General features: G+C 61.9%; 23 protein-coding genes and 2 riboswitches. Of the genes, 12 read left to right on the top strand and 11 right to left on the bottom strand.

Annotated elements, in window-relative coordinates:
- Position 1 precedes the first annotated feature (1 nt).
- Complete coding sequence (cobW, locus tag C5F70_RS07710) at positions 2 to 1,063, bottom strand: cobalamin biosynthesis protein CobW (RefSeq protein ID WP_017846596.1); 1,062 nt, start codon at positions 1,061 to 1,063, stop codon at positions 2 to 4.
- Positions 1,064 to 1,154: 91 nt separating this feature from the next.
- A riboswitch (cobalamin riboswitch) is annotated at positions 1,155 to 1,355 on the bottom strand.
- A gap of 41 nt (positions 1,356 to 1,396) precedes the next feature.
- Positions 1,397 to 1,607: riboswitch (cobalamin riboswitch) on the top strand.
- 96 nt (positions 1,608 to 1,703) lie between these two features.
- On the opposite strand from cobW, the gene C5F70_RS07705 reads away from it, so the two are divergent.
- From C5F70_RS07705 to cobM, 4 genes are all read left to right on the top strand, one after another.
- Positions 1,704 to 1,892, top strand: a complete 189-nt coding sequence (locus C5F70_RS07705; RefSeq protein ID WP_017846597.1) for a CbtB-domain containing protein — start codon at positions 1,704 to 1,706, stop codon at positions 1,890 to 1,892.
- Positions 1,893 to 1,903: 11 nt separating this feature from the next.
- Positions 1,904 to 2,608, top strand: coding sequence for a CbtA family protein (locus C5F70_RS07700; RefSeq protein ID WP_079444077.1), 705 nt, complete (start codon positions 1,904 to 1,906; stop codon positions 2,606 to 2,608).
- Positions 2,605 to 2,997 (top strand): cobalamin biosynthesis protein, encoded by a 393-nt coding sequence (locus C5F70_RS07695; RefSeq protein WP_104903036.1) that lies wholly within the window; start codon positions 2,605 to 2,607, stop codon positions 2,995 to 2,997. The genes C5F70_RS07700 and C5F70_RS07695 overlap by 4 nt, the downstream gene beginning before the upstream one ends.
- Positions 2,998 to 3,067: 70 nt before the next feature.
- A complete protein-coding gene (gene cobM, locus C5F70_RS07690; protein WP_104903035.1) occupies positions 3,068 to 3,814 on the top strand; it encodes a precorrin-4 C(11)-methyltransferase in 747 nt (248 codons plus the stop codon).
- Positions 3,815 to 4,067: 253 nt separating this feature from the next.
- On the opposite strand, the gene nfuA is transcribed toward cobM, so the two are convergent.
- Both nfuA and C5F70_RS07680 read right to left on the bottom strand, forming a co-directional pair.
- Positions 4,068 to 4,652 carry a Fe-S biogenesis protein NfuA gene (gene nfuA, locus C5F70_RS07685; protein WP_003190728.1) on the bottom strand — a complete coding sequence of 195 codons (585 nt, stop codon included), beginning with the start codon at positions 4,650 to 4,652 and terminating at the stop codon, positions 4,068 to 4,070.
- Between the two features lie 94 nt (positions 4,653 to 4,746).
- The gene (locus tag C5F70_RS07680) at positions 4,747 to 7,041 is read right to left on the bottom strand and encodes a fatty acid cis/trans isomerase (protein WP_104903034.1); all 2,295 of its coding nucleotides are present in this window, start codon (positions 7,039 to 7,041) and stop codon (positions 4,747 to 4,749) included.
- A gap of 164 nt (positions 7,042 to 7,205) precedes the next feature.
- On the opposite strand from C5F70_RS07680, the gene metH reads away from it, so the two are divergent.
- Together metH and C5F70_RS07670 are read left to right on the top strand one after the other, a co-directional pair.
- Positions 7,206 to 10,916 (top strand): methionine synthase, encoded by a 3,711-nt coding sequence (gene metH / locus C5F70_RS07675; protein ID WP_017846602.1) that lies wholly within the window; start codon positions 7,206 to 7,208, stop codon positions 10,914 to 10,916.
- A gap of 51 nt (positions 10,917 to 10,967) precedes the next feature.
- The gene (locus tag C5F70_RS07670; protein ID WP_017846603.1) at positions 10,968 to 11,186 is read left to right on the top strand and encodes a DUF2970 domain-containing protein; all 219 of its coding nucleotides are present in this window, start codon (positions 10,968 to 10,970) and stop codon (positions 11,184 to 11,186) included.
- On the opposite strand, the gene C5F70_RS07665 is transcribed toward C5F70_RS07670, so the two are convergent.
- A complete protein-coding gene (locus C5F70_RS07665) occupies positions 11,183 to 12,250 on the bottom strand; it encodes an ABC transporter substrate-binding protein (RefSeq protein WP_017846604.1) in 1,068 nt (355 codons plus the stop codon). The genes C5F70_RS07670 and C5F70_RS07665 overlap by 4 nt on opposite strands.
- Positions 12,251 to 12,672: 422 nt before the next feature.
- Between C5F70_RS07665 and C5F70_RS07660 the strand changes: the two genes are divergently transcribed.
- Both C5F70_RS07660 and C5F70_RS07655 read left to right on the top strand, forming a co-directional pair.
- Positions 12,673 to 14,331 (top strand): nitrite/sulfite reductase, encoded by a 1,659-nt coding sequence (locus tag C5F70_RS07660; protein ID WP_017846606.1) that lies wholly within the window; start codon positions 12,673 to 12,675, stop codon positions 14,329 to 14,331.
- Positions 14,315 to 14,809, top strand: a complete 495-nt coding sequence (locus tag C5F70_RS07655; RefSeq protein ID WP_017846607.1) for a DUF934 domain-containing protein — start codon at positions 14,315 to 14,317, stop codon at positions 14,807 to 14,809. The genes C5F70_RS07660 and C5F70_RS07655 overlap by 17 nt, the downstream gene beginning before the upstream one ends.
- A gap of 40 nt (positions 14,810 to 14,849) precedes the next feature.
- On the opposite strand, the gene C5F70_RS07650 is transcribed toward C5F70_RS07655, so the two are convergent.
- Positions 14,850 to 15,254 (bottom strand): MerR family transcriptional regulator, encoded by a 405-nt coding sequence (locus C5F70_RS07650; RefSeq protein WP_104904541.1) that lies wholly within the window; start codon positions 15,252 to 15,254, stop codon positions 14,850 to 14,852.
- Between the two features lie 70 nt (positions 15,255 to 15,324).
- Between C5F70_RS07650 and C5F70_RS07645 the strand changes: the two genes are divergently transcribed.
- On the top strand, positions 15,325 to 16,548 hold the full coding sequence (locus C5F70_RS07645; RefSeq protein ID WP_104903033.1) for an NADH:flavin oxidoreductase/NADH oxidase family protein: 1,224 nt from the start codon (positions 15,325 to 15,327) through the stop codon (positions 16,546 to 16,548).
- Positions 16,549 to 16,625: 77 nt separating this feature from the next.
- Entirely contained in the window at positions 16,626 to 18,350 is a 1,725-nt protein-coding gene (poxB, locus tag C5F70_RS07640) for a ubiquinone-dependent pyruvate dehydrogenase (RefSeq protein WP_104903032.1), read from the top strand.
- Between the two features lie 104 nt (positions 18,351 to 18,454).
- Here the strand turns inward: poxB and C5F70_RS07635 are convergent, their stop codons facing one another.
- Positions 18,455 to 19,012, bottom strand: coding sequence for an NADPH-dependent FMN reductase (locus C5F70_RS07635; protein WP_017846611.1), 558 nt, complete (start codon positions 19,010 to 19,012; stop codon positions 18,455 to 18,457).
- Positions 19,013 to 19,239: 227 nt separating this feature from the next.
- Between C5F70_RS07635 and C5F70_RS07630 the strand changes: the two genes are divergently transcribed.
- A complete protein-coding gene (locus tag C5F70_RS07630; RefSeq protein WP_046383133.1) occupies positions 19,240 to 19,476 on the top strand; it encodes a hypothetical protein in 237 nt (78 codons plus the stop codon).
- 63 nt (positions 19,477 to 19,539) lie between these two features.
- Here C5F70_RS07630 and C5F70_RS07625 read toward each other — a convergent pair whose 3' ends face one another.
- Positions 19,540 to 19,884, bottom strand: a complete 345-nt coding sequence (locus C5F70_RS07625) for a hypothetical protein (protein WP_017846613.1) — start codon at positions 19,882 to 19,884, stop codon at positions 19,540 to 19,542.
- Positions 19,885 to 19,987: 103 nt separating this feature from the next.
- Positions 19,988 to 20,434 (bottom strand): type II secretion system major pseudopilin GspG, encoded by a 447-nt coding sequence (gene gspG / locus C5F70_RS07620; RefSeq protein ID WP_104903031.1) that lies wholly within the window; start codon positions 20,432 to 20,434, stop codon positions 19,988 to 19,990.
- Positions 20,435 to 20,585: 151 nt separating this feature from the next.
- Between gspG and C5F70_RS07615 the strand changes: the two genes are divergently transcribed.
- On the top strand, positions 20,586 to 21,479 hold the full coding sequence (locus C5F70_RS07615) for a LysR substrate-binding domain-containing protein (protein ID WP_017846615.1): 894 nt from the start codon (positions 20,586 to 20,588) through the stop codon (positions 21,477 to 21,479).
- 5 nt (positions 21,480 to 21,484) lie between these two features.
- Here C5F70_RS07615 and C5F70_RS07610 read toward each other — a convergent pair whose 3' ends face one another.
- The 3 genes from C5F70_RS07610 to dnaQ all read right to left on the bottom strand — a co-directional run bounded on the left by C5F70_RS07610 (position 21,485) and on the right by dnaQ (position 25,273).
- A complete protein-coding gene (locus C5F70_RS07610) occupies positions 21,485 to 22,054 on the bottom strand; it encodes a GNAT family N-acetyltransferase (protein ID WP_102618072.1) in 570 nt (189 codons plus the stop codon).
- 20 nt (positions 22,055 to 22,074) lie between these two features.
- Positions 22,075 to 24,330, bottom strand: coding sequence for an Orn/Lys/Arg decarboxylase N-terminal domain-containing protein (locus C5F70_RS07605; RefSeq protein WP_017846617.1), 2,256 nt, complete (start codon positions 24,328 to 24,330; stop codon positions 22,075 to 22,077).
- Positions 24,331 to 24,532: 202 nt separating this feature from the next.
- Complete coding sequence (dnaQ, locus tag C5F70_RS07600) at positions 24,533 to 25,273, bottom strand: DNA polymerase III subunit epsilon (protein ID WP_173677823.1); 741 nt, start codon at positions 25,271 to 25,273, stop codon at positions 24,533 to 24,535.
- Positions 25,274 to 25,303: the final 30 nt, after the last annotated feature.

Genomic DNA, 25,303 nt, shown 5'->3' with positions numbered 1-25,303 from the left:
GTTAAACGCTGAGGGCGGCGCGCAATTGCGCTTCGAGGCCCGCCGCGTCGAGGTCCTGGCCGATCAGCACCAGGCGCGTGATGCGCGCTTCGTCGGCGCTCCAGGCGCGGTCGAAGTGTTTGTCGAAGCGCGTGCCCACGCCCTGGATCAGCAGGCGCATCGGCTTGTTCGGGATCGCCGCGAAGCCTTTGACGCGCAGGATGCCGTGCTGCACCACCAATTGGCTCAGGGCGTCGAGCAGCAGGGCTTCGTCGGACTGGGGCAGGTCGATGGAAATGGAGTCGAACGCATCGTGATCATGATCGTCTTCGCCTTCGTGATGATGATCGTGATGGCTGTGGCGGCCGTCGATGTGCTCTTCGGAGCCGGCGCCCAGGCCGATCAGCACGTCCAGCGGTACCCGACCGCTGCTGGCTTCGATGATCTTCACCGCCGGCGGCAACTCTTCGGCGACTTCCAGGCGCACGCGGGCCAGGTCGTCGGGGCTGATCAGGTCGCACTTGTTGAGGATCACCAGGTCGGCGCTGGCCAGTTGGTCGGCGAACAGTTCATGCAGCGGTGATTCGTGGTCCAGGTTCGGGTCGAGTTTGCGCTGGGCGTCGACCTGATCCGGGAAGGCGGCGAAGGTGCCGGCCGCCACGGCGGGGCTGTCGACCACGGTGATCACCGCATCGACCGTGCAGGCGTTGCGGATTTCCGGCCACTGGAACGCCTGGACCAAAGGTTTTGGCAGGGCCAGGCCGGAGGTTTCGATGAGGATATGGTCAAGGTCGCCGCGACGGGCAACCAGTTCGCGCATCACCGGGAAGAACTCTTCCTGCACGGTGCAGCACAGGCAGCCGTTGGCCAGTTCATACACGCGGCCGTTGGCTTCTTCCTCGGTGCAGCCGATGGAGCACTGCTTGAGGATTTCACCGTCGATGCCCAGCTCGCCGAACTCGTTGACGATCACCGCGATGCGACGGCCCTGGGCGTTATCGAGCATATGGCGCAGCAAGGTGGTTTTGCCCGAGCCGAGAAAGCCGGTAACGATGGTGACGGGGAGTTTGGCCAGTGTTTTCATCGGATGCCCTTGGGGGCGGGCATACGGGACGATAGGCCCTGCGCGACGCGCAGCAGCAGATTTCGTCACCGGATCACCCCGCCCGGTTGAATTGAAAAATCGGTTGCGAGGCAGGTCTCCTGGCTTGGGGCTTGCGGGTCTTGCGACCGGCGCTGGCTGCGCCTTCCCGCCTTGATGGCAGTGGCGTGGCAGTCAGATAAACCCTTCACAGTTGCGGGGGCAGCCGCGGCTTGAACCGCGTTCCCTTCTTAGCTCCGGCCTGGGCCGAAGAACCTCGAGGGTGCAAGGCTACAGGGGCTCAGTCAATTTGACTACCGTCGCCCTGCATGCTTTCCTACACACCTTGTTTCGGGTGCCCTTCACAGGGTGAAACGGGAAACCGGTGCGTCATAGCGATATGACCAGTCCGGTGCTGCCCCCGCAACGGTAAGCGAGCGAAGCGTCACGGCCACTGTGCTTTGTGCATGGGAAGGCGATGCTTTCAGGACTCAGTTCAAGAGCCCCCTCGCAAGCCCGGAGACCGGCCCGAAAAAAATCATCTAACAAACCCGCGGTGGGCGGGCGCTGTTTGAACCCTGCGTGCCTGGCTCGCGGGTTTTGCATGCGCTCGTGTCACCCTGAACCCCTGAAGGGACGCGCCATGTCGATCATCAGCAGCACCTCGCCTAGCACCAGCAGCACCGCCACCCTGAGCCAACGCCTGGGCGCCGCCATCGGCGCGTCGATCCTCGGCGCGTGCCTGGTGTATTTCGCCGGGTTCTCGCATATCGAAGCGGTACACAACGCCGCCCACGATACCCGCCACAGCGCCGCGTTCCCGTGCCATTGAGACCTGCCGACATGATCAAGCGTATTGCGCAAACCGCAGGTTTCAGTGGGCTGCTGGCCGCCCTGTTGTTGACCTTGCTGCAAAGTTTCTGGGTCGCCCCGCTAATCATGCAGGCGGAAACCTTTGAAAAAGCCCCGGCCGCGACGCAAGTGGTACACGAGCACGCCGCCGGCACCGCTGCACACGCCCATGACGCCGAAGCCTGGGAGCCGGAAGATGGCTGGCAGCGCGTGCTGTCGACCACCGGCGGCAATCTGGTGGTGGCGGTCGGTTTCGCCTTGATGCTCGCCGGGCTCTACACCCTGCGCGCGCCGACTCGCACGGCTCAAGGCCTGCTGTGGGGCCTGGCCGGTTACGCAACCTTCGTGCTGGCGCCAACCCTGGGCCTGCCGCCGGAATTGCCGGGCACTGCCGCTGCCGACCTGGCACAACGGCAGATCTGGTGGATCGGCACGGCGGCCTCAACCGCGGCCGGTATCGCGCTGCTGGTATTCGGTGGCAACTGGCTGCTCAAGGCGCTGGGCGCGGCGATCCTCGTGGTGCCTCATGTGATTGGCGCTCCGCAACCTGAAGTGCATTCGATGCTGGCCCCTGAGGCTCTGGAAGCACAGTTCAAGATCGCCTCGCAACTGACCAACATCGCGTTCTGGTTGGCGTTGGGGCTGATCAGCGCCTGGTTGTTTCGCCGTAACCGCGACGATCGATACACCGCATGACCCTGGTCGTCGGCCTGGGCTGCCAGCGCGGCTGCGAGTTTCAAGCCCTGCTGGACCTGCTGGACGCCGCCCTCGCCGAGGGCGGTATCGAGCGCCATCGCATCACCGCCCTGGCCAGTCTTGATCGCAAGCAGGATGAACCGGGCTTGCTGGCCCTGACCCAATGGCTGAACCTGCCGCTGCACTGCTTCAGCGCGGCGCACCTGGCGATGTATGACGACCGTCTGAGCCACAGGTCTGCCGTCGCCTTTGCCCATACCGGTTGTTACGGCATCGCCGAAAGTGCCGCCCTGGCCCTGGCCGAACAACTCGGCGACGCCCCTGCGCGCCTGTTGGTCCCGCGCAAAAAATCCGCCCGGGCCACCTTGGCATTGGCCTGCGTCGACTGAAACCGCGATAATCGCCGCTTCCGATCATGAGCGTTCCTCATGCTCGCGCGTTTTTTCACAGGATTTGTCCATGACCGTCTACTTCATCGGCGCCGGCCCCGGCGACCCGGAATTGATCACCGTCAAAGGCCAGCGGCTGATCCGCAGTTGCCCGGTGATCATCTATGCAGGGTCGCTGGTGCCGGCGGCGGTACTGGAGGGGCATCAGGCCGAACAGGTGGTCAACAGCGCCGAACTGCACCTGGAACAGATCATCGAGCTGATCAAGGCCGCCGATGCCAGGGGCCAGGATGTGGCGCGGGTCCACTCCGGCGATCCAAGCCTGTACGGCGCAATTGGCGAACAGATCCGCCTGTTGCGCGAGTTGGGCATTGCGTTCCAGATCATTCCCGGCGTCACCGCCGTGGCCGCCTGCGCGGCGCTGCTGGAGACTGAACTGACCCTGCCGGATATCGCCCAGAGCGTGATTCTCACCCGCTACGCCGATAAAACCCGCATGCCCGCCGGTGAAGACTTCGACAGCCTGGCCCGCCACGGCACGACCATGGCGATTCATCTGGGGGTCAATCACCTTGAGAAGATCGTCGCCGAACTGCTGCCGCACTATGGCGCGGATTGCCCGATTGCCGTGGTACACCGCGCGACCTGGCCGGATCAGGATTGGGCTGTCGGCACCTTGGCGGACATTGCCGACAAAGTCGCGGCCAAAGGCTTCAGGCGCACGGCGCTGATTGTGGTGGGTCGGGTGCTGGCCAGTGACAGTTTCAGCGCGTCGTCGCTGTATCGGGCCGGGCATGCACACCTGTACCGCCCCTAATAAAAAACATCAAAAAACAAACATAAAACACTGATTTAACTAAACAAACACAAAATAAAATGTGGGAGGGAGCTTGCTCCCGATAGCGGCGGGTCAGTCGACTTATCAATCGACAGATACACCGCTATCGGGAGCAAGCTCCCTCCCACACCTAATGTTCAGCGTTAGGTAGGTCGCGTAAGAAGCTGAATTTTAAGCATAAAAAAACGGCGCTCACGGGGCGCCGTTTTTTTGCTCGCAGTGAACACCTGACTCAGTAGTAGGCGTTTTCTTTCTGCGTATGGTCAGTCACATCGCGGACGCCCTTGAGCTCCGGAATGCGCTCCAGCAAGGTACGCTCGATGCCTTCACGCAGGGTCACATCCGCCTGGCCGCAGCCCTGGCAGCCGCCGCCGAACTTCAATACGGCGATACCGTCATCCACTACGTCGATCAAGCTGACCTGCCCACCGTGGCTGGCCAGCCCAGGGTTGATCTCGGTTTGCAGGTAGTAATTGATGCGCTCGTTGACCGGGCTGTCGGCATTGACGTTCGGCACCTTGGCGTTCGGCGCCTTGATGGTCAATTGGCCGCCCATGCGGTCAGTGGCGTAGTCGACCACCGCGTCGTCGAGGAACGCTTCGCTGAAGGCATCGATATACGCGGTGAAGCTTTTCAGCCCCAGCGCGGTGTCTTCCGGCTTCTCTTCGCCCGGCTTGCAGTAGGCGATGCACGTCTCGGCGTACTGGGTGCCAGGCTGGGTGATAAAGACGCGGATGCCGATACCCGGGGTGTTCTGCTTGGACAGCAGGTCAGCCAGGTAATCGTGGGCGGCGTCGGTAATGGTTATGGCAGTCATGGAAACTCCTCACAGGCTTGCTGGCAGTTTACGCCAAAATATTACGCAGATACAAAGCCCCAGTAATTTTGTCGGAAAAGCCTCACCATCGCCGTCAGAGGTTTTCATAGCGGTTCATATCCAGCACACCCTCTTCCACCGGCGTGGTTTCGCGGATGTAGGTCGACAGATCGTGGAAGTACTCCCAGAACTGCGGATGGCTGCGGCGCACACCCCAACGATCGACGATCTTCTCGAAGTGCTGGGCGTCGCGGGCACTTTCCATGGCCGCGACGAACGCCGGCACTTGCTCGGCCGGGATATTGAACATGAAGTTCGGATAACTGCTCAGCACGCCGGGGTAGACCGTCAACGTGTCCAGGCCCGGTTGATAGCGAGAAGCCTCACCCAGCATGAACGCGACATTAGTGTGGGCACGGTTGCGCAGCAGGCTGTAGACCTCACGATGACCGGTGCGGGTTTCGATGCGCAGCATGGTCGCTTCCGGCAATTGGTCGATGACCTTGAGCCCCGCCGCCGGGCGCAACGTCAGGCGACTCAGGGCCTGCTCGGCATCGCGCAGCACCGGTTCGAGGCCCGGCCGCGAGCAGTAGGCGCCGACACAGCGATTGATCGGGTCCGGGCTGGCATTGAGGTCGCCATAACGCGCCAGCAACTGGTTGACGAAATCGCGTTTCGGGTCTTTTTCATTCAGTTTCAGGCCGGTGGGTTTATCGTCGTCGATCGACTCATAGTCCATCCACAACTTGACCTTGCCGCCGTTCTGATACCAATCGTCGAGGAAATCGTCCCGCGAATTGGCCGGCATCAGGCGCAGGAAGTTCTGTTCGGCGCCATTGCGGATCAGGTCGAAGTACAAGCGGGTCTGGGCCTGATGGGAGACGTTGCCGAACACGTCAAAATTGACCACCAATTGGTAGTAGGTGCGCTCCAGCAACGGATAGTCGAACAACCACATCGTCTGCGGGACTTCACCGATCAGGCCTTTATTGACCGACGCGCTGTCGAAGTGACGGAAGATGCTCAACAACGCATTGTCGTTGCCGGCCCACAGGGTCGACCAACCGGGCGCCGGCAACTCGCCATAGCGGTAGCGACGCAGCGCTTCGTACTCGTTGCGCTTGTCACGGTACTTGAGCCACAGGCTGAGCACGCTGCCCACGTCGTCGTTCTGCCCGGGCATTGCCAGCAACGGCGTGGCCCGGCCGCGATAGAGCGGATCGGTGATGTACAGGTCGTGTTCGGGGGCCTGGAACAGCGCCCAGAAATTGTCGCGGATCACGTCCGTGGCGATCTGGCCCCGGCACACCGGGCCACGGATGAAGGTGCGGACAAAGTACTCGGCGTTATCGAGCATGAACTGGTAGCGCGCCTGGGCCGGAATCGCCTCGAACGTCTCGAACGGGTTGGCACGACGGCCCGGACCGTAGCCCGGCAAGGCGCTGACCTGCCAGTCGCCGCTGTAGAACAAGGCTTTGACCCGTTCCATTTTCGCCGCGCTGAGCGGGTACGTGATGTGGGTCTTATGGACGATCACCCCTTGTATCGGCCACAGCCGGTAGTAGATCCGGGTACCGGGATCGTCGTTGGGGCGACGGGTATTGATCAGGTCGATCGGCTGCCCGCTGGGGGTGCGCGAGCGTACCCACTGGAAGAAATGCCCCGGCTCACCGCCTTCGAAATACAGATGTGCGATAAACAGGTGTTCAAACAGCCAGCGGGCGACCAGGCTTTCGCGGGCGCCGGGGGCGTTGAGCAGGTTTTCCCACTGCAGCACCTGTGCGGCTTCCTGGGCACTTGGCGCCACGCCCTGCTGGTCAATCGGCGCACCTGAGGCCAGCCAACGTCGCAGGGTCTGGTACTGCTGGTCGCTCAAGCCGGTCACGGCCAGCGGCATACCTTCATTGGGGTGCACGTCGGCGTAAGTGTCGAACTCCTCTGGCAGCGGGCACATGTTCTCGCGGTTCAGGCCCAGCACGATGTCGTCCGGCAGCTTGCCGTTGGGCTGCAACGGCGCGCGGCTGTGGCCCAGTTCGAGCATGCGCGCCATCAACGCAGCCTGGCTGCCTTGGGCGTCGAGCACGGAAGTGAAGCCTTCGTGCCGCCAGGCAGCCTTGCCGAACGCGTCGTAGAACAGACGCGTCGGCTTGGTCGCCTGACTGCGATCACCATCGTAGACCAGTACCTTGGTCGCCCCCCGCGCCGCGCCCTCGCCACTGCCCAGGTTCAACTGGCAGGCCGAGTCGTAGCAGGCATGGCACGCCACGCACTTCTCAGTGAAGATCGGTTGGATATCACGGGTGTAGGAAAGCGCCGGAGCGGGATCTTGGGCCTGTGTAGTGCTGCCAATCAGCAACAAAACGAAGCTGATGATGATGCGATACGGCATGAGCCTGGTCCCGATATGAAGCCAAAATAGAAAACCCCGCGGATTCTACCGATCTAACACGCGCACCAACATGAACGATATTCATGCAAAACCTGCACATGCTCCAAATCCACACAGGTTTGCTATGATCCACGCCCTCCGTAATGCCTGAACAGAGTAGTCCCATGTCCGATCGTAGCGCTCGTCTGCAAGCCCTTCACCAAGCCCTCAAGGAACGCATCCTGATCCTCGACGGCGGCATGGGCACGATGATCCAGAGCTATAAGCTGGAAGAACAGGACTACCGCGGCAAACGGTTTGCCGACTGGCCGAGCGACGTCAAGGGTAACAACGACCTGTTGCTGCTCAGCCGTCCGGACGTCATCGCCTCCATCGAGAAGGCGTACCTGGATGCCGGCGCCGACATCCTCGAAACCAACACCTTCAACGCCACCCAAGTGTCCCAGGCCGATTACGGCATGGAGTCGCTCGCCTACGAGTTGAACGTAGAAGGTGCCCGCGTCGCGCGCAAGGTGGCCGACGCCAAGACCCTGGAGACGCCGGACAAGCCACGCTTCGTCGCCGGCGTGCTCGGCCCGACCAGCCGTACCTGCTCGCTGTCGCCGGATGTGAACAACCCCGGCTACCGCAACGTGACCTTCGATGAACTGGTGGAGAACTACACCGAGGCCACCAAGGGCCTGATCGAAGGCGGCGCGGACCTGATCCTCATCGAAACCATTTTCGACACCCTCAACGCCAAGGCCGCGATCTTTGCCGTGCAGGGTGTATTCGAAGAGCTGGGCTTCGAACTGCCGATCATGATCTCCGGCACCATCACCGACGCCTCCGGCCGCACCCTGTCGGGCCAGACCACCGAAGCGTTCTGGAACTCGGTCAGCCACGCCAAGCCGATTTCCGTGGGCCTCAACTGCGCCCTGGGCGCCAGCGAGTTGCGTCCGTACCTCGAAGAGCTGTCGAACAAGGCCAACACTTATGTGTCCGCGCACCCTAACGCCGGCCTGCCCAACGAATTCGGCGAATACGACGAATTGCCGGCGCAAACCGCCAAAGTCATCGAGGAATTCGCCCAGAGCGGCTTCCTGAACATCGTCGGCGGCTGCTGCGGCACCACGCCGGGGCATATCGAAGCCATCGCCAAGGCCGTGGCCGGTTACGCGCCGCGCCAGATCCCGGACATCCCCAAGGCCTGCCGCCTGTCGGGCCTGGAGCCGTTCACCATCGATCGCCAGTCGTTGTTCGTCAACGTCGGCGAACGTACCAACATCACCGGCTCCGCCCGTTTCGCCCGGCTGATCCGCGAAGACAACTACACCGAAGCCCTCGAAGTCGCCCTGCAGCAGGTGGAAGCCGGCGCCCAGGTGATCGACATCAACATGGACGAAGGCATGCTCGATTCGAAGAAGGCCATGGTGACCTTCCTCAATCTGATTGCCGGCGAGCCGGACATCTCCCGCGTGCCGATCATGATCGACTCCTCCAAGTGGGAAGTGATCGAAGCCGGCCTCAAGTGCATCCAGGGCAAGGGCATCGTCAACTCCATCAGCATGAAGGAAGGCGTCGAGCAGTTCATCCATCACGCCAAGCTGTGCAAACGCTACGGTGCCGCCGTGGTGGTGATGGCCTTCGACGAAGCCGGCCAGGCCGACACCGAAGCGCGCAAGAAAGAGATCTGCAAACGCTCCTACGACATCCTGGTCAATGAAGTCGGCTTCCCGCCGGAAGACATCATCTTCGACCCGAACATCTTCGCGGTCGCCACCGGTATCGAAGAGCACAACAACTACGCCGTCGACTTCATCAACGCCTGCGCCTACATCCGCGACGAGCTGCCGTATGCGCTGACGTCCGGCGGCGTGTCCAACGTGTCGTTCTCGTTCCGCGGCAACAACCCGGTGCGCGAGGCGATCCACTCGGTGTTCCTGCTGTATGCGATCCGCAACGGCCTGACCATGGGCATCGTCAACGCCGGCCAGCTGGAGATCTACGACCAGATCCCCGCCGAACTGCGCGACGCGGTGGAAGACGTGGTGCTCAACCGCACCCCGGACGGCACCGATGCCCTGCTCGCCATCGCCGACAAGTACAAGGGCGACGGCAGCGTCAAGGAAGCCGAAACCGAGGAATGGCGCGGCTGGCCGGTCAACAAGCGCCTGGAACACGCGCTGGTCAAGGGCATCACCACGCACATCGTCGAAGACACCGAAGAATCCCGGCAGTCGTTCGCGCGCCCGATCGAAGTGATCGAAGGCCCGCTGATGTCCGGCATGAACATCGTCGGCGACCTGTTTGGCGCGGGCAAAATGTTCCTGCCGCAGGTGGTCAAGTCGGCGCGGGTGATGAAACAGGCCGTGGCCCATCTGATCCCGTTCATCGAACTGGAAAAAGGCGACAAGCCGGAAGCCAAGGGCAAGATCCTCATGGCCACGGTGAAGGGCGACGTGCATGACATCGGCAAGAATATCGTCGGCGTGGTGCTGGGATGCAACGGCTATGACATCGTCGATCTGGGCGTGATGGTGCCGGCGGAGAAGATCCTGCAGGTGGCCAAGGAACAGAAGTGCGACATCATCGGGCTGTCCGGCCTGATCACCCCGTCCCTTGATGAGATGGTCCACGTCGCCCGCGAAATGCAGCGCCAGGACTTCCACCTGCCGCTGATGATCGGTGGCGCCACCACCTCCAAGGCGCACACGGCGGTGAAGATCGAACCCAAGTACAGCAATGATGCAGTGATCTACGTGACCGACGCCTCGCGCGCGGTGGGCGTGGCCACGCAGCTGCTGTCCAAGGAATTGAAGGCCGGTTTCGTCGAGAAGACCCGCCTGGAATACATCGAAGTGCGCGAGCGCACCTCGAACCGCAGCGCACGCACCGAACGCCTGAGCTACCCGGCGGCGATCGCCAAGAAGCCGCAGTTCGACTGGAGCACTTACACGCCGGTCACGCCGACCTTTACCGGCGCCAAGGTGCTGGACAACATCGACCTCAAGGTGCTCGCCGAATACATCGACTGGACTCCGTTCTTCATCTCCTGGGACCTGGCCGGCAAGTTCCCGCGCATCCTCACCGATGAAGTGGTGGGTGAAGCCGCCACGGCGCTGTATGCCGACGCCCAGGAAATGCTCGCCAAGCTGATCGACGAGAAGCTGATCAGCGCTCGCGCGGTGTTTGGTTTCTGGCCGGCCAACCAGGTGAACGATGATGACCTGGAAGTCTACGGCGACGACGGGCAGCCCCTGGCAACCTTGCACCACCTGCGCCAGCAGATCATCAAGACCGACGGCAAGCCGAACTTCTCCCTGGCCGACTTCGTCGCGCCCAAAGACAGCGGCATCACCGACTACGTGGGAGGGTTTATCACCACCGCGGGCATCGGCGCCGAGGAAGTGGCCAAGGCTTACCAGGACGCGGGCGACGACTACAACTCGATCATGGTCAAGGCCCTGGCCGACCGCCTGGCCGAAGCCTGCGCCGAATGGCTGCACCAACAGGTGCGCAAAGATTACTGGGGTTATGCCAAGGACGAGCAACTGGACAATGACGCGCTGATCAAGGAACAGTACAGCGGCATCCGCCCTGCCCCCGGCTACCCGGCGTGCCCCGACCACACCGAGAAAGGCACCCTGTTCCAACTGCTGGACCCTGAGGCCCGCGAGATGCATGCCGGCCGCAGCGGCGTGTTCCTCACCGAGCACTACGCGATGTTCCCGGCGGCTGCGGTCAGCGGCTGGTACTTCGCCCACCCGCAGGCGCAGTACTTCGCCGTGGGCAAGGTCGACAAAGACCAGGTGGCGAGCTACACCGCACGCAAAGGCCAGGACCTGGCCGTGACCGAGCGCTGGTTGGCACCGAACCTGGGTTACGACAACTAAGCACGCGCAGATTGTCTATGCTTGCCTCACACATCTTGTGTCGAGGCACGTATGGACGATCCAGCCAACAACAAACCGCCTACCCTGTGGCAGATGCTGCACAGCGTCGTCGCCGCAGCCTTTGGCGTGCAGAGCGGCAAGAACCGCGCCCGCGACTTTACCCATGGCAAGCCCAGCCACTTTGTGGTCCTGGGCATTCTGTTCACAGTGGTGTTTGCCTTGACGCTGTTCGGCATCGTCAAACTGGTGTTGCTGCTGGCCGGGGTCTAGTGCAGCAACAGACGCATGCTGAAGGGGTAACCATAGGACGCAGGCTTGCCCAGGGCGGACAGTGCGCGGAAATTTACCGTCGGCATGGGCCCCAGCAAGCGCCGCGCCTGGGCGGAATCGATCAGTTGGAATAGCGCCTCCTGGCGGTCGCGCCCGCCGTGAGCGACGATGTCCACGCCCTTGGCATCATCATTGATCAGCACCATCGCCCACCCGCCCACGGTGAAATGCCCGGCGACCAGGGACGACAACTGCCCGTTCAGACGCGCCTGCAAGATCTCCGGCGAACTGTTGACCGCACTGAACAGCGCGTCCTTGCCAGGCACGCGCCCGCTGTCCCGAAACGCCTGCATGGCACCCAGCGCCATCTGATCGTTGGCCGACCACACCAGCGCCGTGTGCGGGTAACGCTTGAACAACTGCGTCGCTTGCTCGAAGGCGCGCTCGCGGCTCCACTCTCCATAAACCAACTGACGCAGGCGCACCTCGGGGTGTTCGGCCAGCGCCCGGTGCATGCCCTGCTCTCGCAACAGGGCAACGGGAGTGGTCTTGATGCCGGAGAAGGCCAGCAGGTCGAGGGATTCGCCGGGCGCAACACGGCCGTGCTGGCGCAACATGTCCTTGAGCATCAGGTAGCCGGCCTCTTCGTCGTCGGCGACCAGGCTGCCGATCAGATCGATGCCCGTGCGGGCGCCCAACAATTGCACCTGGTCGGCGGTCAGCGCGCTGTTCACCACCAGTAATTTCACCCCACTGCCCTGAGCCATGCGCAGAATCTGCGGGGCGACATACTGCTCATTGACCAGCACCAGATAATCCGGCCGCTCGCGGCCTTGCAGTTCCTCCCGGGCCTGGACCAATGTGGTGTGAAGATCGCGCTCGCCATAGCGCACGCGCAAATCCAGGCCGAGGTCCTTGGCCGCGGCCTGCATGAATTGCGCGTAACTGACCCAAAAGGTTTCCGTCGACATGCCCGGGTTGAGAAACACCACCGACGCCGCCTGAGCCACGCCACAAAATGCTGGCCCCAGCAACCACACACACGCAAACAGAACCTTCACCATGGTTATTCAAGCCTTGAACATTGACCGCCATGATACTGGCAATCGGACAGTCATTCGAGGCTCAGTCAACGCTGTTTACTGGTGGCCAACCCAGAACACCGCCGTCCCTACCACGAGAATGATCAGAAATAGAATGGCCCAGGCATCCACGGTACTGTCGGGTTTACGGGCTTTTGTCGGATGGCTCATCGCATCGCCTCTTGTCGGTTTTATAGGTGATTGCATTCAGACTCGCCCACAGTAAAGTTGATGATTGCCCGCATGACAAATGCGTGTATACCGACAATCGTTCCCATTAGTCGATTTGGTTCTTTGCATATACTCAAACATCACTTTTGCGCATAAACGCAAACTGGTATCGTGCCCCGGCTCCGTTGGGAGTGCGCGGCCGTGCGCGCAGATTTGCCGAGAACAGGACCTATATGTACGTATACGACGAATACGATCAGCGCATCATCGAGGACCGCGTCAAGCAGTTCCGTGATCAGACCCGACGCTACCTAGCAGGTGAACTGAGCGAAGAAGAGTTCCGCCCTCTGCGCCTGCAAAATGGCCTTTATGTTCAGCGCTTTGCGCCGATGCTGCGGGTGGCCGTGCCCTATGGCCAACTGACTTCGCGCCAGACACGCATGATGGCCAAGATTGCCCGCGACTTCGACAAGGGCTACGCCCACATCAGTACCCGCCAGAACGTGCAGTTCAACTGGCCGGCGCTGGAAGACGTGCCGGACATCCTGGCTGAACTGGCCACCGTGCAGATGCACGCCATTCAGACCAGCGGTAACTGCCTGCGCAACGTGACCACCGACCAATTCGCCGGGGTTGCCGCCGACGAACTGATCGACCCGCGCCCCTGGTGTGAAATCGTCCGCCAATGGACCACGTTCCACCCAGAATTCGCTTACCTGCCGCGCAAGTTCAAGATCGCCATCAATGGCTCGACATCGGACCGTGCGGCGATCGAAGTACACGACATCGGCCTGGAGCCGGTCCACAACGCCGCCGGCGAGTTGGGCTTCCGTGTACTGGTAGGCGGTGGCCTGGGGCGTACCCCGGTGGTCGGCGCGTTTATCAACGAGTTCCTGCCGTGGCAGGACCTGCTGAGCTACCTCGACGCGATCCTGCGGGTCTACAACCGCTATGGCCGTCGCGACAACAAATACAAGGCGCGGATCAAGATCCTGGTCAAGGCGCTGACCCCTGAGGTGTTCGCGCAGAAAGTCGACGCCGAGATGGAACACCTGCGCGGCGGCCAGACCACCCTGACCGACGCCGAAGTCCACCGCGTGGCCAAACACTTCGTCGACCCCGAGTACAAAGCCCTGGGCAATCAGGACGCCGAACTCGCCGCGCTCGACCAGCAGCACCCAGGCTTCGCCCGCTGGCGTGTGCGCAACACCCTGGCGCACAAAAAGCCGGGCTATGTCGCCGTGACCCTGTCGCTCAAGCCTACCGGCGTCGCCCCCGGCGATATCACCGACAAGCAGCTGGACGCCGTGGCCGACCTGGCCGAGCGCTACAGCTTCGGTCAACTGCGCACCTCCCACGAGCAGAACATCATTCTCGCGGACGTTGAGCAGAGCCAACTGTTCACCCTGTGGGGCGAACTGCGCGAAGGGGGTTTCGCCACGCCGAACATCGGCCTGCTGACCGACATCATCTGCTGCCCGGGCGGCGACTTCTGCTCCCTGGCCAACGCCAAGTCGATCCCGATTGCCGAATCGATCCAGCGCCGTTTCGACGACCTGGACTACCTGTTCGACATCGGCGAGCTGGACCTGAACATTTCCGGTTGCATGAACGCCTGTGGTCACCACCACGTCGGCCACATCGGCATCCTGGGCGTGGACAAGAAAGGCGAAGAATTCTACCAAGTGTCCCTGGGTGGCAGCGCCAGCCGCGATGCGAGCCTGGGCAAGATCCTCGGCCCATCCTTCGCCCAGGAAGCCATGCCCGAGGTGATCGGCAAACTGATCGATGTGTACATCGAGCAGCGCACCGAAGATGAGCGTTTCATCGACACCTACCAGCGCATCGGCATTGACCTGTTCAAGGAGCGCGTCTATGCAGCGAATCATTAAGAACAACGAAGTCGTCGACGAAACCTGGCACCTGCTGCCCAAGGACGCGACCTTCGACGGCATCTCCAACTGCGACGACCTGATCGTGCCGCTGGCGCTGTGGCGCGAGCACGGTCATGCGCTCAAGGCCCGTGACGGCGGCCTGGGCGTGTGGCTGGACGCCGATGAAGAAGCCGAAGAGATCGGTGACGACGTGGCGCACTTCCAGGTCATCGCCCTGAACTTCCCGGCCTTCACCGACGGGCGCAACTACTCCAATGCGCGCCTGCTGCGTGACCGCTACGGTTACAAAGGCGAATTGCGCGCGATTGGCGACGTGTTGCGCGACCAACTGTTCTACCTGCACCGCTGCGGGTTCGATGCCTTCGCCTTGCGCCCCGACAAAGACCCGTATGAAGCGCTGGAAAGCCTCAAGGACTTTTCCGTGACGTACCAGGCTGCAACGGACGAGCCGCTGCCGCTGTTCCGTCGCCGTTAAGCGTTAGCATCGCGAAAAGCCCTGGCATGCCAGGGCTTTTTTATACATCGAGTTTGATCGACGCCAGCACCTGCTTCTGCTCCATGGAACACGGCACACCCTCCGGCTGCGCGCGCACCGCCGCGATCACGCCCAGCAACTGCGCCTTGCTGTGCGCCAGTTGCGCCTGCATCCCTTCGATCTGCTGCACCTTACGCTCCAACGCCTCAATCAGCGCCTCGCGCTTGTGCTCGCCCGGCGTCGGCATCAGCGCCTTGAGTTCCTGCAAGGTAAACCCGGCCTGTTGCGCGCTCTGGATCAGTTGCAGGGTTTGCAGGGCCTCGGGGGCATAACGCCGATAGCCGTTGGCCTGCCTGCCCACCTGGCTGATCAACCCTTCGGCCTCATAAAACCGAATACGCGACGCCGCCAGCCCGCTCTGTTTCGCCAGTTCACCAATATTCATCGCCATGCCCGCTTGACATTAAAGTTAACTTTAAGCTTAGCCTGAGGCCTCCCCCGCTCAGGAGTCAACCATGTCACCTTTCGAACCCTTGCAACTGCCCAACGGCCAAGTCCTTGTCAACCGTATCGCCAAGGCTGCGATGGAGGAGAATATGGCCGACGCCCAACAAGCGCCGTCCCGTGAATTGAAGCAGTTGTACCAGGCCTGGGCGGATGGCGAGCCCGGCTTGCTGCTGACCGGTAACGTGATGATCGACCGCCGCGCCATGACCGGCCCCGGCGGCGTTGCGCTGGAGGACGAGCGGTCACTGGACAGCTTTCGCGAATGGGCCGCCCTCGGACGCAACAACGGCGGGCACTTCTGGGTGCAGCTCAATCATCCGGGGCGCCAGACGCCGGCCAACCTGCGCCAGCAAGCCTTGGCGCCGTCCGCCGTGGCCCTCGACCTGGGTATTTTTTCGAAGATGTTCGCCAAGCCCAGGGCTATGTCCGAAGACGAGATCCAGAACGTGATCACGCGCTTTGCCACCAGCGCGCGCCTGGCCGAGAAAGCCGGGTTTACAGGCGTGCAGATCCACGCAGCGCATGGCTACTTGCTCAGCCAGTTTCTCTCGCCCTTGAGCAACCGGCGCACCGATCACTGGGGCGGCTCGCTGCCGAACCGCGCACGCTTGCTGATTGAAGTGATCAAGGCCGTTCGCGCCAGTGTCAGCCCCTCGTTTTGCGTGGGGGTGAAACTCAACTCGGCAGACTTCCAGCGCGGCGGCTTCGACGCGGACGATGCGCGTGCCGTGATTGAGCTGCTCAATGCCCTGCCCATCGACCTGCTGGAGCTGTCCGGCGGCAGCTACGAAGCACCGGCCATGCAGGGCGAAGCCCGGGACGGGCGGACCCTGGCCCGCGAAGCGTATTTCCTGGAAATGGCCCGCGAGCTGGCGACCCTCGCAAACATGCCGGTGATGGTCACCGGTGGCATTCGCCGCTTGCCGGTGGTGCAGCAAGTCCTCGACAGCGGCATCGCCATGGCCGGTATCGCCACCGCCCTGACCCTGGAACCGCAACTGATCAAACACTGGCGCGAAGGTCGCGACCCCAACCCGCAACTCACATCGATCAGTTGGCAGCGCAAGCCCCTCGCCGCCCTCGCCGTGGTGCGTCACCAGATGCGTTGCCTGAGCCGCGGCCATCGCCCCAATCCCAAGGTTGCGCCGTGCATGGCACTGGTCCGCGATCAATGGTTTATCGCCCGGCGCACTCGCCAATACCGCGCAACCATGACGCAATCTTCACATTAAGCACGGAGCATTCGCCGTGATCGAACTGTCCTCTATTGATCAGCCACTTTTAACCTCACTGACGATTGGAGTTCTTCATGGCGAAAATCAACCTGGCCCAGCAATTGGCAACCACCCTTGAACAGGCGGGCATCAAGCGCATCTGGGGCCTGACCGGCGACAGCCTCAATGGCCTCACCGACGCACTGCGCACCATGGACAGCATCGAGTGGATGCATGTGCGCCACGAAGAGGTCGCCGCGTTCGCCGCCGGTGCCGAAGCCGCCGCCACCGGCGAGTTGGCGGTGTGCGCCGGCAGTTGCGGGCCGGGGAATCTGCATTTGATCAACGGCCTGTTCGACTGCCATCGCAACCATGTACCGGTGTTGGCCATCGCCGCACAAATCCCGTCTTCCGAAATCGGTTTGAACTACTTCCAGGAAACCCATCCCCAGGAACTGTTCAAAGAGTGCAGCCACTTCATCGAACTGGTGACCAACCCCGAGCAGATGCCCCAAGTGCTGCATCGCGCCATGCGCGCAGCAATCCTCAATCGCGGCGTGGCGGTGGTGGTGATCCCCGGGGATGTGTCGCTGCTGGAAGTGGAAGACACGCTCAAACCCTGGCCGGCCCTGCATGCGCCGCGCACCCTGCCGGCGGAACAGGACCTGCAACGCCTCAGCGAAATCCTCGACAGCAGCCAGAAAGTCACCTTGCTGTGCGGCAGCGGTTGCGCCGGCGCCCATGCCCAAGTGGTGGCCCTGGCCGATGCCTTGGGCGCGCCAGTGGTACACGCCTTGCGCGGCAAAGAGCACGTGGAATGGGACAACCCGTTCGACGTGGGCATGACCGGCCTGATCGGTTTCAGCTCCGGTTACCACGCCATGCTCAATTGCGACACGCTGATCATGCTCGGCACCGACTTTCCGTACCGCCAGTTCTACCCCACCGACGCGAAGATCATCCAGATCGATCGCAACCCCCAGGCGCTGGGTCGACGTGCCACCCTGGACCTGGGCATCGCCGCTGACGTGAGCGAGACCATCGATGCACTGCTGCCGCGCCTGACCCGCAAGGCCGACCGCAGCTTCCTCGAAACGTCCTTGAAACACTACGAGAAAGCCCGCCAGGGCCTCGACGAGCTGGCGCAAGCGTCGAAGGCCAACCGGCCGATTCACCCGCAATACGTGGCGCGCCTGCTCAGCGAACTGGCCGACGACGATGCGATCTTCACCGCCGACGTCGGCTCGCCCACCGTGTGGGCGGCGCGCTACCTGAAAATGAATGGCAAACGGCGCCTGATCGGCTCGTTCAACCACGGCTCGATGGCCAACGCCATGCCCCAGGCCATCGGTGCCCAGGCAGCTTTCCCCGGGCGACAGGTGATCTCAATGTCCGGCGACGGCGGTTTTACCATGTTGATGGGGGATTTCATTTCGTTGGCGCAGTTGAAACTGCCGGTGAAGGTCATCGTGTTCGATAACGCATCACTCGGTTTTGTCGCCATGGAAATGAAAGCCGCCGGCTACCTTGAGGCCGGCACCGAGCTGAAAAACCCGGACTTCGCCGCCATGTCCAACGCCATGGGCATCCTGGGCATTCGCGTGGAGCAATCCGAAGACCTCGAACCGGCCCTGCGCCGCGCCCTGGCCCATGACGGCCCGGTGCTGGTGGACGTGGTGACGGCGACCCAGGAGCTGGTGATGCCACCCAGTATCAAGCTGGAACAGGCCAAGGGTTTCAGCCTGTACATGCTCAAGGCAGTGATGAGCGGGCGCGGGGATGAAGTGATCGAGCTGGCGCGCACCAACTGGTTACGCTGATGTGAACACAGACTGACGGGCTTGCTCGCGATTGCGCGGCTTCAGTGCATGCATCTTCAACTGATACATCGCCATCGCGAGCCAGCCCGTTTCCACATCGGCGATCAGCCGTGCTGTTTTTCTACCCACTTGCCGTAGGCATCGATAAACGCCTGCAGGAACGGCTTGGTTTTCTCCGACAGCTTGCCCGCCTCGTCGAACACACTGCCCGCGCCGCCCAGGTAGGCTTCCGGCTGCTGCATGCACGGCACGTCGAGGAACACCAGGGACTGGCGCAGATGGTGGTTGGCGCCAAAGCCGCCGACAGCCCCCGGCGACACACTGATAATCGCCCCCGGCTTGCCGCTCCAGGCGCTTTGCCCGTAAGGGCGCGAGCCCACATCGATGGCATTCTTCAGCGGGGCGGGCACGGAGCGGTTGTATTCGGGGGTCACGAACAGCACTGCGTCGGATGAACGCACTTGTTGACGGAAAGTACTGTAGGCTGCGGGCGGTGATGCCCCGTCGATGTCCTCGTTGTAGAGCGGCAAATCGCCAATTTCGACAATGTTCAATGTGAGGTTGGCGGGGGCCAGTTCGGCCAATGCCAGGGCGACCTTGCGGTTGATCGACTCTTTTCTCAAGCTGCCCACCAGGACGGCAATCGTGTAGACCTTGCTCATTGAGGTTTCCCGACGTCTGACTAAAGGAGCTTGTAGTTATAGAGCCTTCGCGACGCGTTCACCAGAAGGTTTTGATAATTCCCCCGGCGTCTGCCTCGCGACCACCCGCGTAGGAAGCGTCTGAAAACATCAACGAATAGTATTTTTTTTCCATAGGTAAACTACCCCGCTCCATGACGGTCTACAGAACCGCAAATCGAGTGTTTATCTCCAGAGGTTCTAAACAGATGGCAGCAGTACTTGTCGGACAGTTCCATGCCAGAGACGCAGAAGGACGCGTGTATTCGGTGCATGAGTTCCAGGAATCCACCCCGCCGCTAGACGGCCTGGCTGGCTCGGCGCCCACCACAACCTACAAGCTGGCCATTGGCGACCGTGTAGAAAAACTGGAAGGCGATGAATTCAAATTGATTCAGTCCGGGACCATTATCGTCCGCGAATCGGAAACCGTCCGCGCGCAATAAGCTTGAGCCCCCGAGCGTACCTGCTCAGTCCTGGCCATTGACGGCATTGACTGGGCCGGGCGATCACGGGCGGCGAACCTCCGTCACTTCAATCCCCGGGTCTCCCTCAACCTGTTTGAGCGTGACCATCAGTCGCCCCTTCTCGCCCTCGACGTCATACATCAAGCGCTTGTAGCCCGGCGTACCATACGCGGGATACGCCACCACCTGCCTGACCAGCGTGATGCCCAACACCGCACCCACCTGCGCGCCCACCTGTTCCTGGGAACGGATGAACGCATCGAGTGCGAGGTTTTCGGACGTAGTGTCGTCGGGATTGCTCAAGAGATAAGCGGCCACGCCTCCCACGGTCACCAGGACCAGCAGTTGCCTGGCCGTTACCCCGAAGAAGTTCGCGGGCATCGGCATTTGAGACCAGACCTGTTTTTGTTGTAAGTACCGGGTAACCGGCATTGGTCGTTGATGATCAGACCAACCATTCTAAACAGGTCGATGGGTAATGCCAGATGAATCAGTTGTCGCCGTAGGTAATATCCTTGTTATCCCCGACACCGCCCAACGTCCGATCCTTGCCGAAGGAGAACAGGTCGAACGGAACCTGAGGTTGGCTCGGCGGAAAGTGATACTGATAGGCAACACCCCACGGATCGGTCAGCAGCTCCTCGTTGACATAGGGGCCTTTCCAATTCGCGTCGGCGGCGGGCGGCTTGATCAACCCCTCCAGGCCTTCCTCATCGGTCGGATAGCGGCCAGTGTCTTGATGGAAGTGCTCGACGGCCTTGCCCAGCTCGGCGACCTGGGCCTTGGCCATAGCGATTTCCGTCAGGGTCATCTCGCCAAACAGCCGCGGCCACAATGCCAGGGCCAACACGCCGATGACGACGAGCACCACCAGCACCGCCCACCGCGTAAAGCCGCCGTGGGTGCGCCGGTTGCCGACTATGACTGGTGCAGACATTCTGAGCCCCCTTGTCGCTCGGTTGATACGCTCGTTATATGCCCTGCTTGTTGCAGTTGCGCAAGGCTAACGTAAGTCGATGCGAATCAACGCTCCCGCTGTTTTTTTCCAGGCCATTGAATCCCGGCCCTGCTGACCCTAGACTCCGGCCATGCGTTTACGTCATATCGAAGTGATTCAGGCCATCTTGCAGACCGGACACCTCGGCACGGCCGCCGAATGGTTGCAGCTTTCTGTGGGCGATGTGGACGCGACGCTCAAGGACGCCGAGCAGCAATTGGGCTTTATGTTGTTCGCCAGCGTGCGTGGACGCCTGCAGCCAACACGGGAAACCCTGGAGTTACAGGCGCAAATCGCCCATGTGTATGAAGCGCTGGAGCCGGTACAACGCTTGGCCAGCCGCCTGAAGCACCATCACGCGCCAACCCTGCGTGCCCTGTGTACGCCGCCCCTGGCCAATCAACTGCTGCCGCAAAGCATCGCCGTGCTGCGCCGACGCTTCCAGGACACGCCGTGCAACCTGTCGAGCCAGCCGACCCGCGAGATTGTCAGGAGCCTGTTGCTGCACGAGGCCGACGTGGGCCTGAGCCTGCATGACCCGGAACATCCGCAAATCCAAAGCAGCGTATTGGCCCAGGGCAAACTGCAACTGCTCGCGCCCCATGGCTGGCTCAAACCCAAGCAGAAGTACATCGCCCTGCAGGACCTGGCCGGGCAGTCGATGATCGGGCTGGAGGGCCAGGACCCGCTCAGTCGCCTGCTCGACGCCAAACTGCAAGCCCTGCGCCCGCTGCCGGTGGTGCAGACGCGGGTGCAGACTTACCAGATGATGCGCAGCATGGTGGAGGCCGGTGAAGGCCTGGCGATCGTCGATCCGTTCACCGCGTTCGGCGCCCGGGAGGCCGGGCTGGACGCGTGCCCGGTATCGCCGCCGATCATGGTCAGCCTGTATGCGCTGACCCTCCGGGAGGGCGTGACCTCACCGGCACTGAATGCACTGCTGGAGATTGTCACGCAGAAAGCCGAAGGCCTGCTCGCGAGCTGAACGCGTCAGACCGCTTCGACTTCCGCCTTGAACAAGCGATACCAGAAAATCGCCACCTCACGGGTTTGCGGGTCGATCCCGCGATAGCGCAGGTGGTCGATCCCGCCCACCACGTACCCACAACGCTCATACAGGCGGCAGGCGCCGAGGTTGTTGTTCTGGGTCTCCAACATCATGCCCGGCAGGTTTTTCTTGCGACTCCAGAACTGCGCCACGTCCAGCAGCGCCTTGGCCACGCCGTGACGGCGCGCGGGCAACGCCACGGCCAGCTCATCGACGTGCGCGAAGCCATTCCAATTGGTACTGACCACGACATGCCCGACCGGTCTGTCGTCCAGAAAGGCCATGAAGATCGCGCTGTCGGGCGCGTCGCGAAAGCTGGCGAACTCCTCCGGGTCGATGCCGTAACACTTGCGGTACGGCAGGATGCGCTCCACGAGCCACTGTTCGACCCGCTTGCCCAGCTCCGGCACGCCATAGGCGCTGACCTCAAAACTGAAATCATTGCCCCACACGTAGGCGTCGAAGCCTTCGTCGGCGACCCGCACACTGAGCCCTGGATACTTCGGGTTCATTACAGCTTGCATAAACATCCTTATCCCTTGATGCAATCGACGGTGTAACAACGACCACTGCCGTCGTCTTCGTGTTGCAACCCATGAACATCCGCGACAAAGCCGGGGAAACTGCTATCGAACGTGCGGGCAAAGGCCAGGTAGTCGATGATCGAACGCGTTGACTCGGTAAAGCGCTCACCCGGCATGATCAACGGAATGCCCGGCGGATAAGGCACCAGCATCACCGCGGCGATGCGCCCAGCCAAGGCATCGATGGACACCGCCTCGACGTCACCCCTGACCAATTGGTCATAGGCGTCGGCCGGTTTCATCGCGATTTCGGGTAACACGGTGTACATCCGCTTGAGGTGTTTGGCGGTGGCGTTGCTACGGTAACAGCTATGTAATTGGTCGCACAGGTCGCGCAGCCCCAGGCCTTGATAACGCACTGGGCCCTGGGCAAATACCGAAGGCAGGCAACTGGCAAGGCTGACATTGGCGTCGTAGTTGCGTTTGAATTCCAGCAATTCGGTGAGCAAGGTACTCCATTTGCCCTTGGTGATGCCCATGGAAAACAGCACGAGGAACGAATACAGGCCGGTTTTTTCCACCACCAGGCCACGCTCCCAGAGGAATTTGCTGACCACCGCAGCGGGAATCCCGCAGTCGCTCAACGCGCCGCCAGCAGTGAGCCCGGGCATCACCAACGTGACTTTGATGGGGTCCAGCAGCACGTAATCTTCGGCCACGTCGCCAAAGCCATGCCAGTCGTCCTCGGGCTGCAACAGCCAATCCGCCGTGGCGACCCGGTCGATGCCGGCCACGGACGGCGGCTGCCAGATGGAAAACCACCAGTCTTCGGCAGCGATGTGCTGGCGCAGGTTGGCCAGGGCACGGCGGAAGCTCAAGGCTTCGTCGAACATTTCCTGCAGCAGCGAGCGCCCCGCCGGGCCTTCCATCATCGCCGACGCCACGTCCAGCGAGGCGATGATGCTGTATTGCGGCGAGGTGGAGATATGCATCATGAACGCTTCGTTGAACCGATCGCGGTCCAACTGCCGCGCGCCGCCGTCCTGCACATGGATCATCGAGGCCTGGCTGAACGCCGCCAGCAACTTGTGCGTGGAATGCGTGGTGAACACCAGCGGGCTGTCCGGCGTGCGCGACGTGCCCATGCCATAGCGCCCGGCAAAGAACTCGTGGAACGCCGCGTAGGCGTACCAGGCCTCGTCGAAGTGCAGCACCTCGACACTGTTGCCCAATTGCTGCTTGATCAGCTCGGCGTTGTAGCACAGGCCGTCGTAGGTGGAGTTGGTGACCACCGCCAGCTTCACTTTCGCCGGCCGCCCGCGGGTCAATGGGCTGGCCTCGATCTTGGCGCGGATCGACGCGGGGCTGAATTCACTGAGGGGAATCGGGCCGATAATGCCCAGTTCGTTGCGCTCCGGGCACAAGTACAGCGGGATCGCGCCGGTCATGATGATCGAGTGCAACACCGATTTGTGGCAATTGCGGTCGACCAGCACCAGATCATCTCGAGCGACCATCGAGTGCCAGACGATCTTGTTGGCGGTCGAGGTGCCATTGATCACAAAGAAGGTGTGATCGGCACCGAAATTCCGCGCAGCACGCGCTTCGGCTTCGGCCAGCGGCCCGGTGTGATCGAGCAGCGAGCCCAGCTCCGGCACAGACACGGACAGATCGGAGCGCAGCGTGTTTTCCCCGAAGAACTGATGAAACGCCTGCCCCACCGGGCTTTTGCGATAGGCCACGCCGCCACCGTGACCGGGGGTGTGCCAGGAATAATTGGAGTCGGCGGTGTGTTGTACCAGGGCTTTGAAGAAGGGCGGCAGCAGGCCATCGAGGTACGTGCGCGCGGCGCGGGCGACTTGCCTGGCGAGAAACGGCACGGTGTCTTCGAACAGGTAAAGAATGCCGCGCAGTTGGTTGAGTTCGCTCATCGCATCAGCCGGGGCGTTTTCCAGGGTGACTTGTTCACCCAGGGCGAAAATCGGCAGGTTGGGCGCCCTCAGTCGCGCGAGGCGGATCAGTTCGACCATGTTTTGCAGCAGATGGGTGTTTTCCCCAGCACCTTCGGCGGCGATCAGCATGCAGGCCAGGCCATGGTGGGTCGAGGCCACCAGCCGGCCTTCGGCATAGTCCACCGCAGAAAAGATACTGAAGCCCTCTTGTTCCAACTCTTGAGCGATACCCCGAACCCGGTCGCCGGCAACGGTGTCGGCCTTGATGTCGCGATGCACGATAAGGATGGGGAACTTCAGGTCTTTGTACATGGGGGCTTTGAGTCCTGAGGATGATGCACTCAGGGTAGAAGCTGTGAGCGGATGTAGCGAATGAAGATTTTGAAAGCAGCGACTGACCAATGTGGGAGGGAGCTTGCTCCCGATAGTGGCGGGCCAGTCGACATTGATGCAACAGATCCACCGCTATCGGGAGCAAGCTCCCTCCCACATTGCTGGATTGCGCTCAGCCAGATTATTGCTGGGTCAGTTGGGTCCACAACGCCGGCGCACCCGCCGACTTGGCAATCGCTTCAAGCCGCGCCGCATGCTCGGCCAGGTCCTGCTCGCTGGCGCGGATGATCGGCGTCGGTTTGCGATCCGCCGGCAGGCGACGGATTTCCGAAGGGCGATTGCCCGAACCCTCCGCCGAACCGGCACCGTCGGAGGCATTGCCGGCCAGGGACAGGCTGGTCTGCCCGCCGGTCATGGTCAGGTAAACGTCGGCCAGGATCTCGGAGTCGAGCAACGCGCCGTGCAGCTCACGGCCGGAGTTGTCGACGCCATAGCGTTTGCACAAGGCATCCAGGCTGTTGCGCTGGCCCGGGTGACGCTCACGGGCCATCATCAGGGTGTCGAGGATCGAGCAGTGCCGGGAAATATCCGCGCGATCCGTCTGCCCCATCAGGGCAAATTCGTTATTGATGAAGCCGACGTCGAACGCCGCGTTATGGATGATCAACTGCGCGCCGTTGATGAACTCGAAGAACTCGTCGGCGACTTCCGCGAAGCGCGGTTTGCCTTTGAGGAATTCGTCGGTGATACCGTGGACGCCGATCGCGCCCTCGTCACTTTCGCGGTCCGGTTGCAGGTAGACGTGGAAGTGACGACCGGTGAGGCGACGGCCCATGAGTTCGACACAGCCGATTTCAATGATCCGGTGACCATCGGTCACCGGCATGCCGGTGGTTTCGGTATCGAGTACAACAGATCGGATGGCCATCAGGGTTCAGCTCTCAACGGTGTG

It is taken from the genome of Pseudomonas sp. LH1G9, assembly GCF_002949975.1.
GTDB classification, from domain to species: Bacteria; Pseudomonadota; Gammaproteobacteria; order Pseudomonadales; family Pseudomonadaceae; genus Aquipseudomonas; species Aquipseudomonas veronii.
This window is presented reverse-complemented; position numbering and strand designations above follow the sequence as displayed.

Coding starts and splice junctions, on each gene's coding strand:
- cobW (WP_017846596.1), bottom strand. CDS start 1,063: ATGAAAACACTGGCCAAACTCCCCGTCACCATCGTTACCGGCTTTCTC.
- C5F70_RS07705 (WP_017846597.1), top strand. CDS start 1,704: ATGTCGATCATCAGCAGCACCTCGCCTAGCACCAGCAGCACCGCCACC.
- C5F70_RS07700 (WP_079444077.1), top strand. CDS start 1,904: ATGATCAAGCGTATTGCGCAAACCGCAGGTTTCAGTGGGCTGCTGGCC.
- C5F70_RS07695 (WP_104903036.1), top strand. CDS start 2,605: ATGACCCTGGTCGTCGGCCTGGGCTGCCAGCGCGGCTGCGAGTTTCAA.
- cobM (WP_104903035.1), top strand. CDS start 3,068: ATGACCGTCTACTTCATCGGCGCCGGCCCCGGCGACCCGGAATTGATC.
- nfuA (WP_003190728.1), bottom strand. CDS start 4,652: ATGACTGCCATAACCATTACCGACGCCGCCCACGATTACCTGGCTGAC.
- C5F70_RS07680 (WP_104903034.1), bottom strand. CDS start 7,041: ATGCCGTATCGCATCATCATCAGCTTCGTTTTGTTGCTGATTGGCAGC.
- metH (WP_017846602.1), top strand. CDS start 7,206: ATGTCCGATCGTAGCGCTCGTCTGCAAGCCCTTCACCAAGCCCTCAAG.
- C5F70_RS07670 (WP_017846603.1), top strand. CDS start 10,968: ATGGACGATCCAGCCAACAACAAACCGCCTACCCTGTGGCAGATGCTG.
- C5F70_RS07665 (WP_017846604.1), bottom strand. CDS start 12,250: ATGGTGAAGGTTCTGTTTGCGTGTGTGTGGTTGCTGGGGCCAGCATTT.
- C5F70_RS07660 (WP_017846606.1), top strand. CDS start 12,673: ATGTACGTATACGACGAATACGATCAGCGCATCATCGAGGACCGCGTC.
- C5F70_RS07655 (WP_017846607.1), top strand. CDS start 14,315: ATGCAGCGAATCATTAAGAACAACGAAGTCGTCGACGAAACCTGGCAC.
- C5F70_RS07650 (WP_104904541.1), bottom strand. CDS start 15,254: ATGAATATTGGTGAACTGGCGAAACAGAGCGGGCTGGCGGCGTCGCGT.
- C5F70_RS07645 (WP_104903033.1), top strand. CDS start 15,325: ATGTCACCTTTCGAACCCTTGCAACTGCCCAACGGCCAAGTCCTTGTC.
- poxB (WP_104903032.1), top strand. CDS start 16,626: ATGGCGAAAATCAACCTGGCCCAGCAATTGGCAACCACCCTTGAACAG.
- C5F70_RS07635 (WP_017846611.1), bottom strand. CDS start 19,012: ATGAGCAAGGTCTACACGATTGCCGTCCTGGTGGGCAGCTTGAGAAAA.
- C5F70_RS07630 (WP_046383133.1), top strand. CDS start 19,240: ATGGCAGCAGTACTTGTCGGACAGTTCCATGCCAGAGACGCAGAAGGA.
- C5F70_RS07625 (WP_017846613.1), bottom strand. CDS start 19,884: ATGCCGATGCCCGCGAACTTCTTCGGGGTAACGGCCAGGCAACTGCTG.
- gspG (WP_104903031.1), bottom strand. CDS start 20,434: ATGTCTGCACCAGTCATAGTCGGCAACCGGCGCACCCACGGCGGCTTT.
- C5F70_RS07615 (WP_017846615.1), top strand. CDS start 20,586: ATGCGTTTACGTCATATCGAAGTGATTCAGGCCATCTTGCAGACCGGA.
- C5F70_RS07610 (WP_102618072.1), bottom strand. CDS start 22,054: ATGAACCCGAAGTATCCAGGGCTCAGTGTGCGGGTCGCCGACGAAGGC.
- C5F70_RS07605 (WP_017846617.1), bottom strand. CDS start 24,330: ATGTACAAAGACCTGAAGTTCCCCATCCTTATCGTGCATCGCGACATC.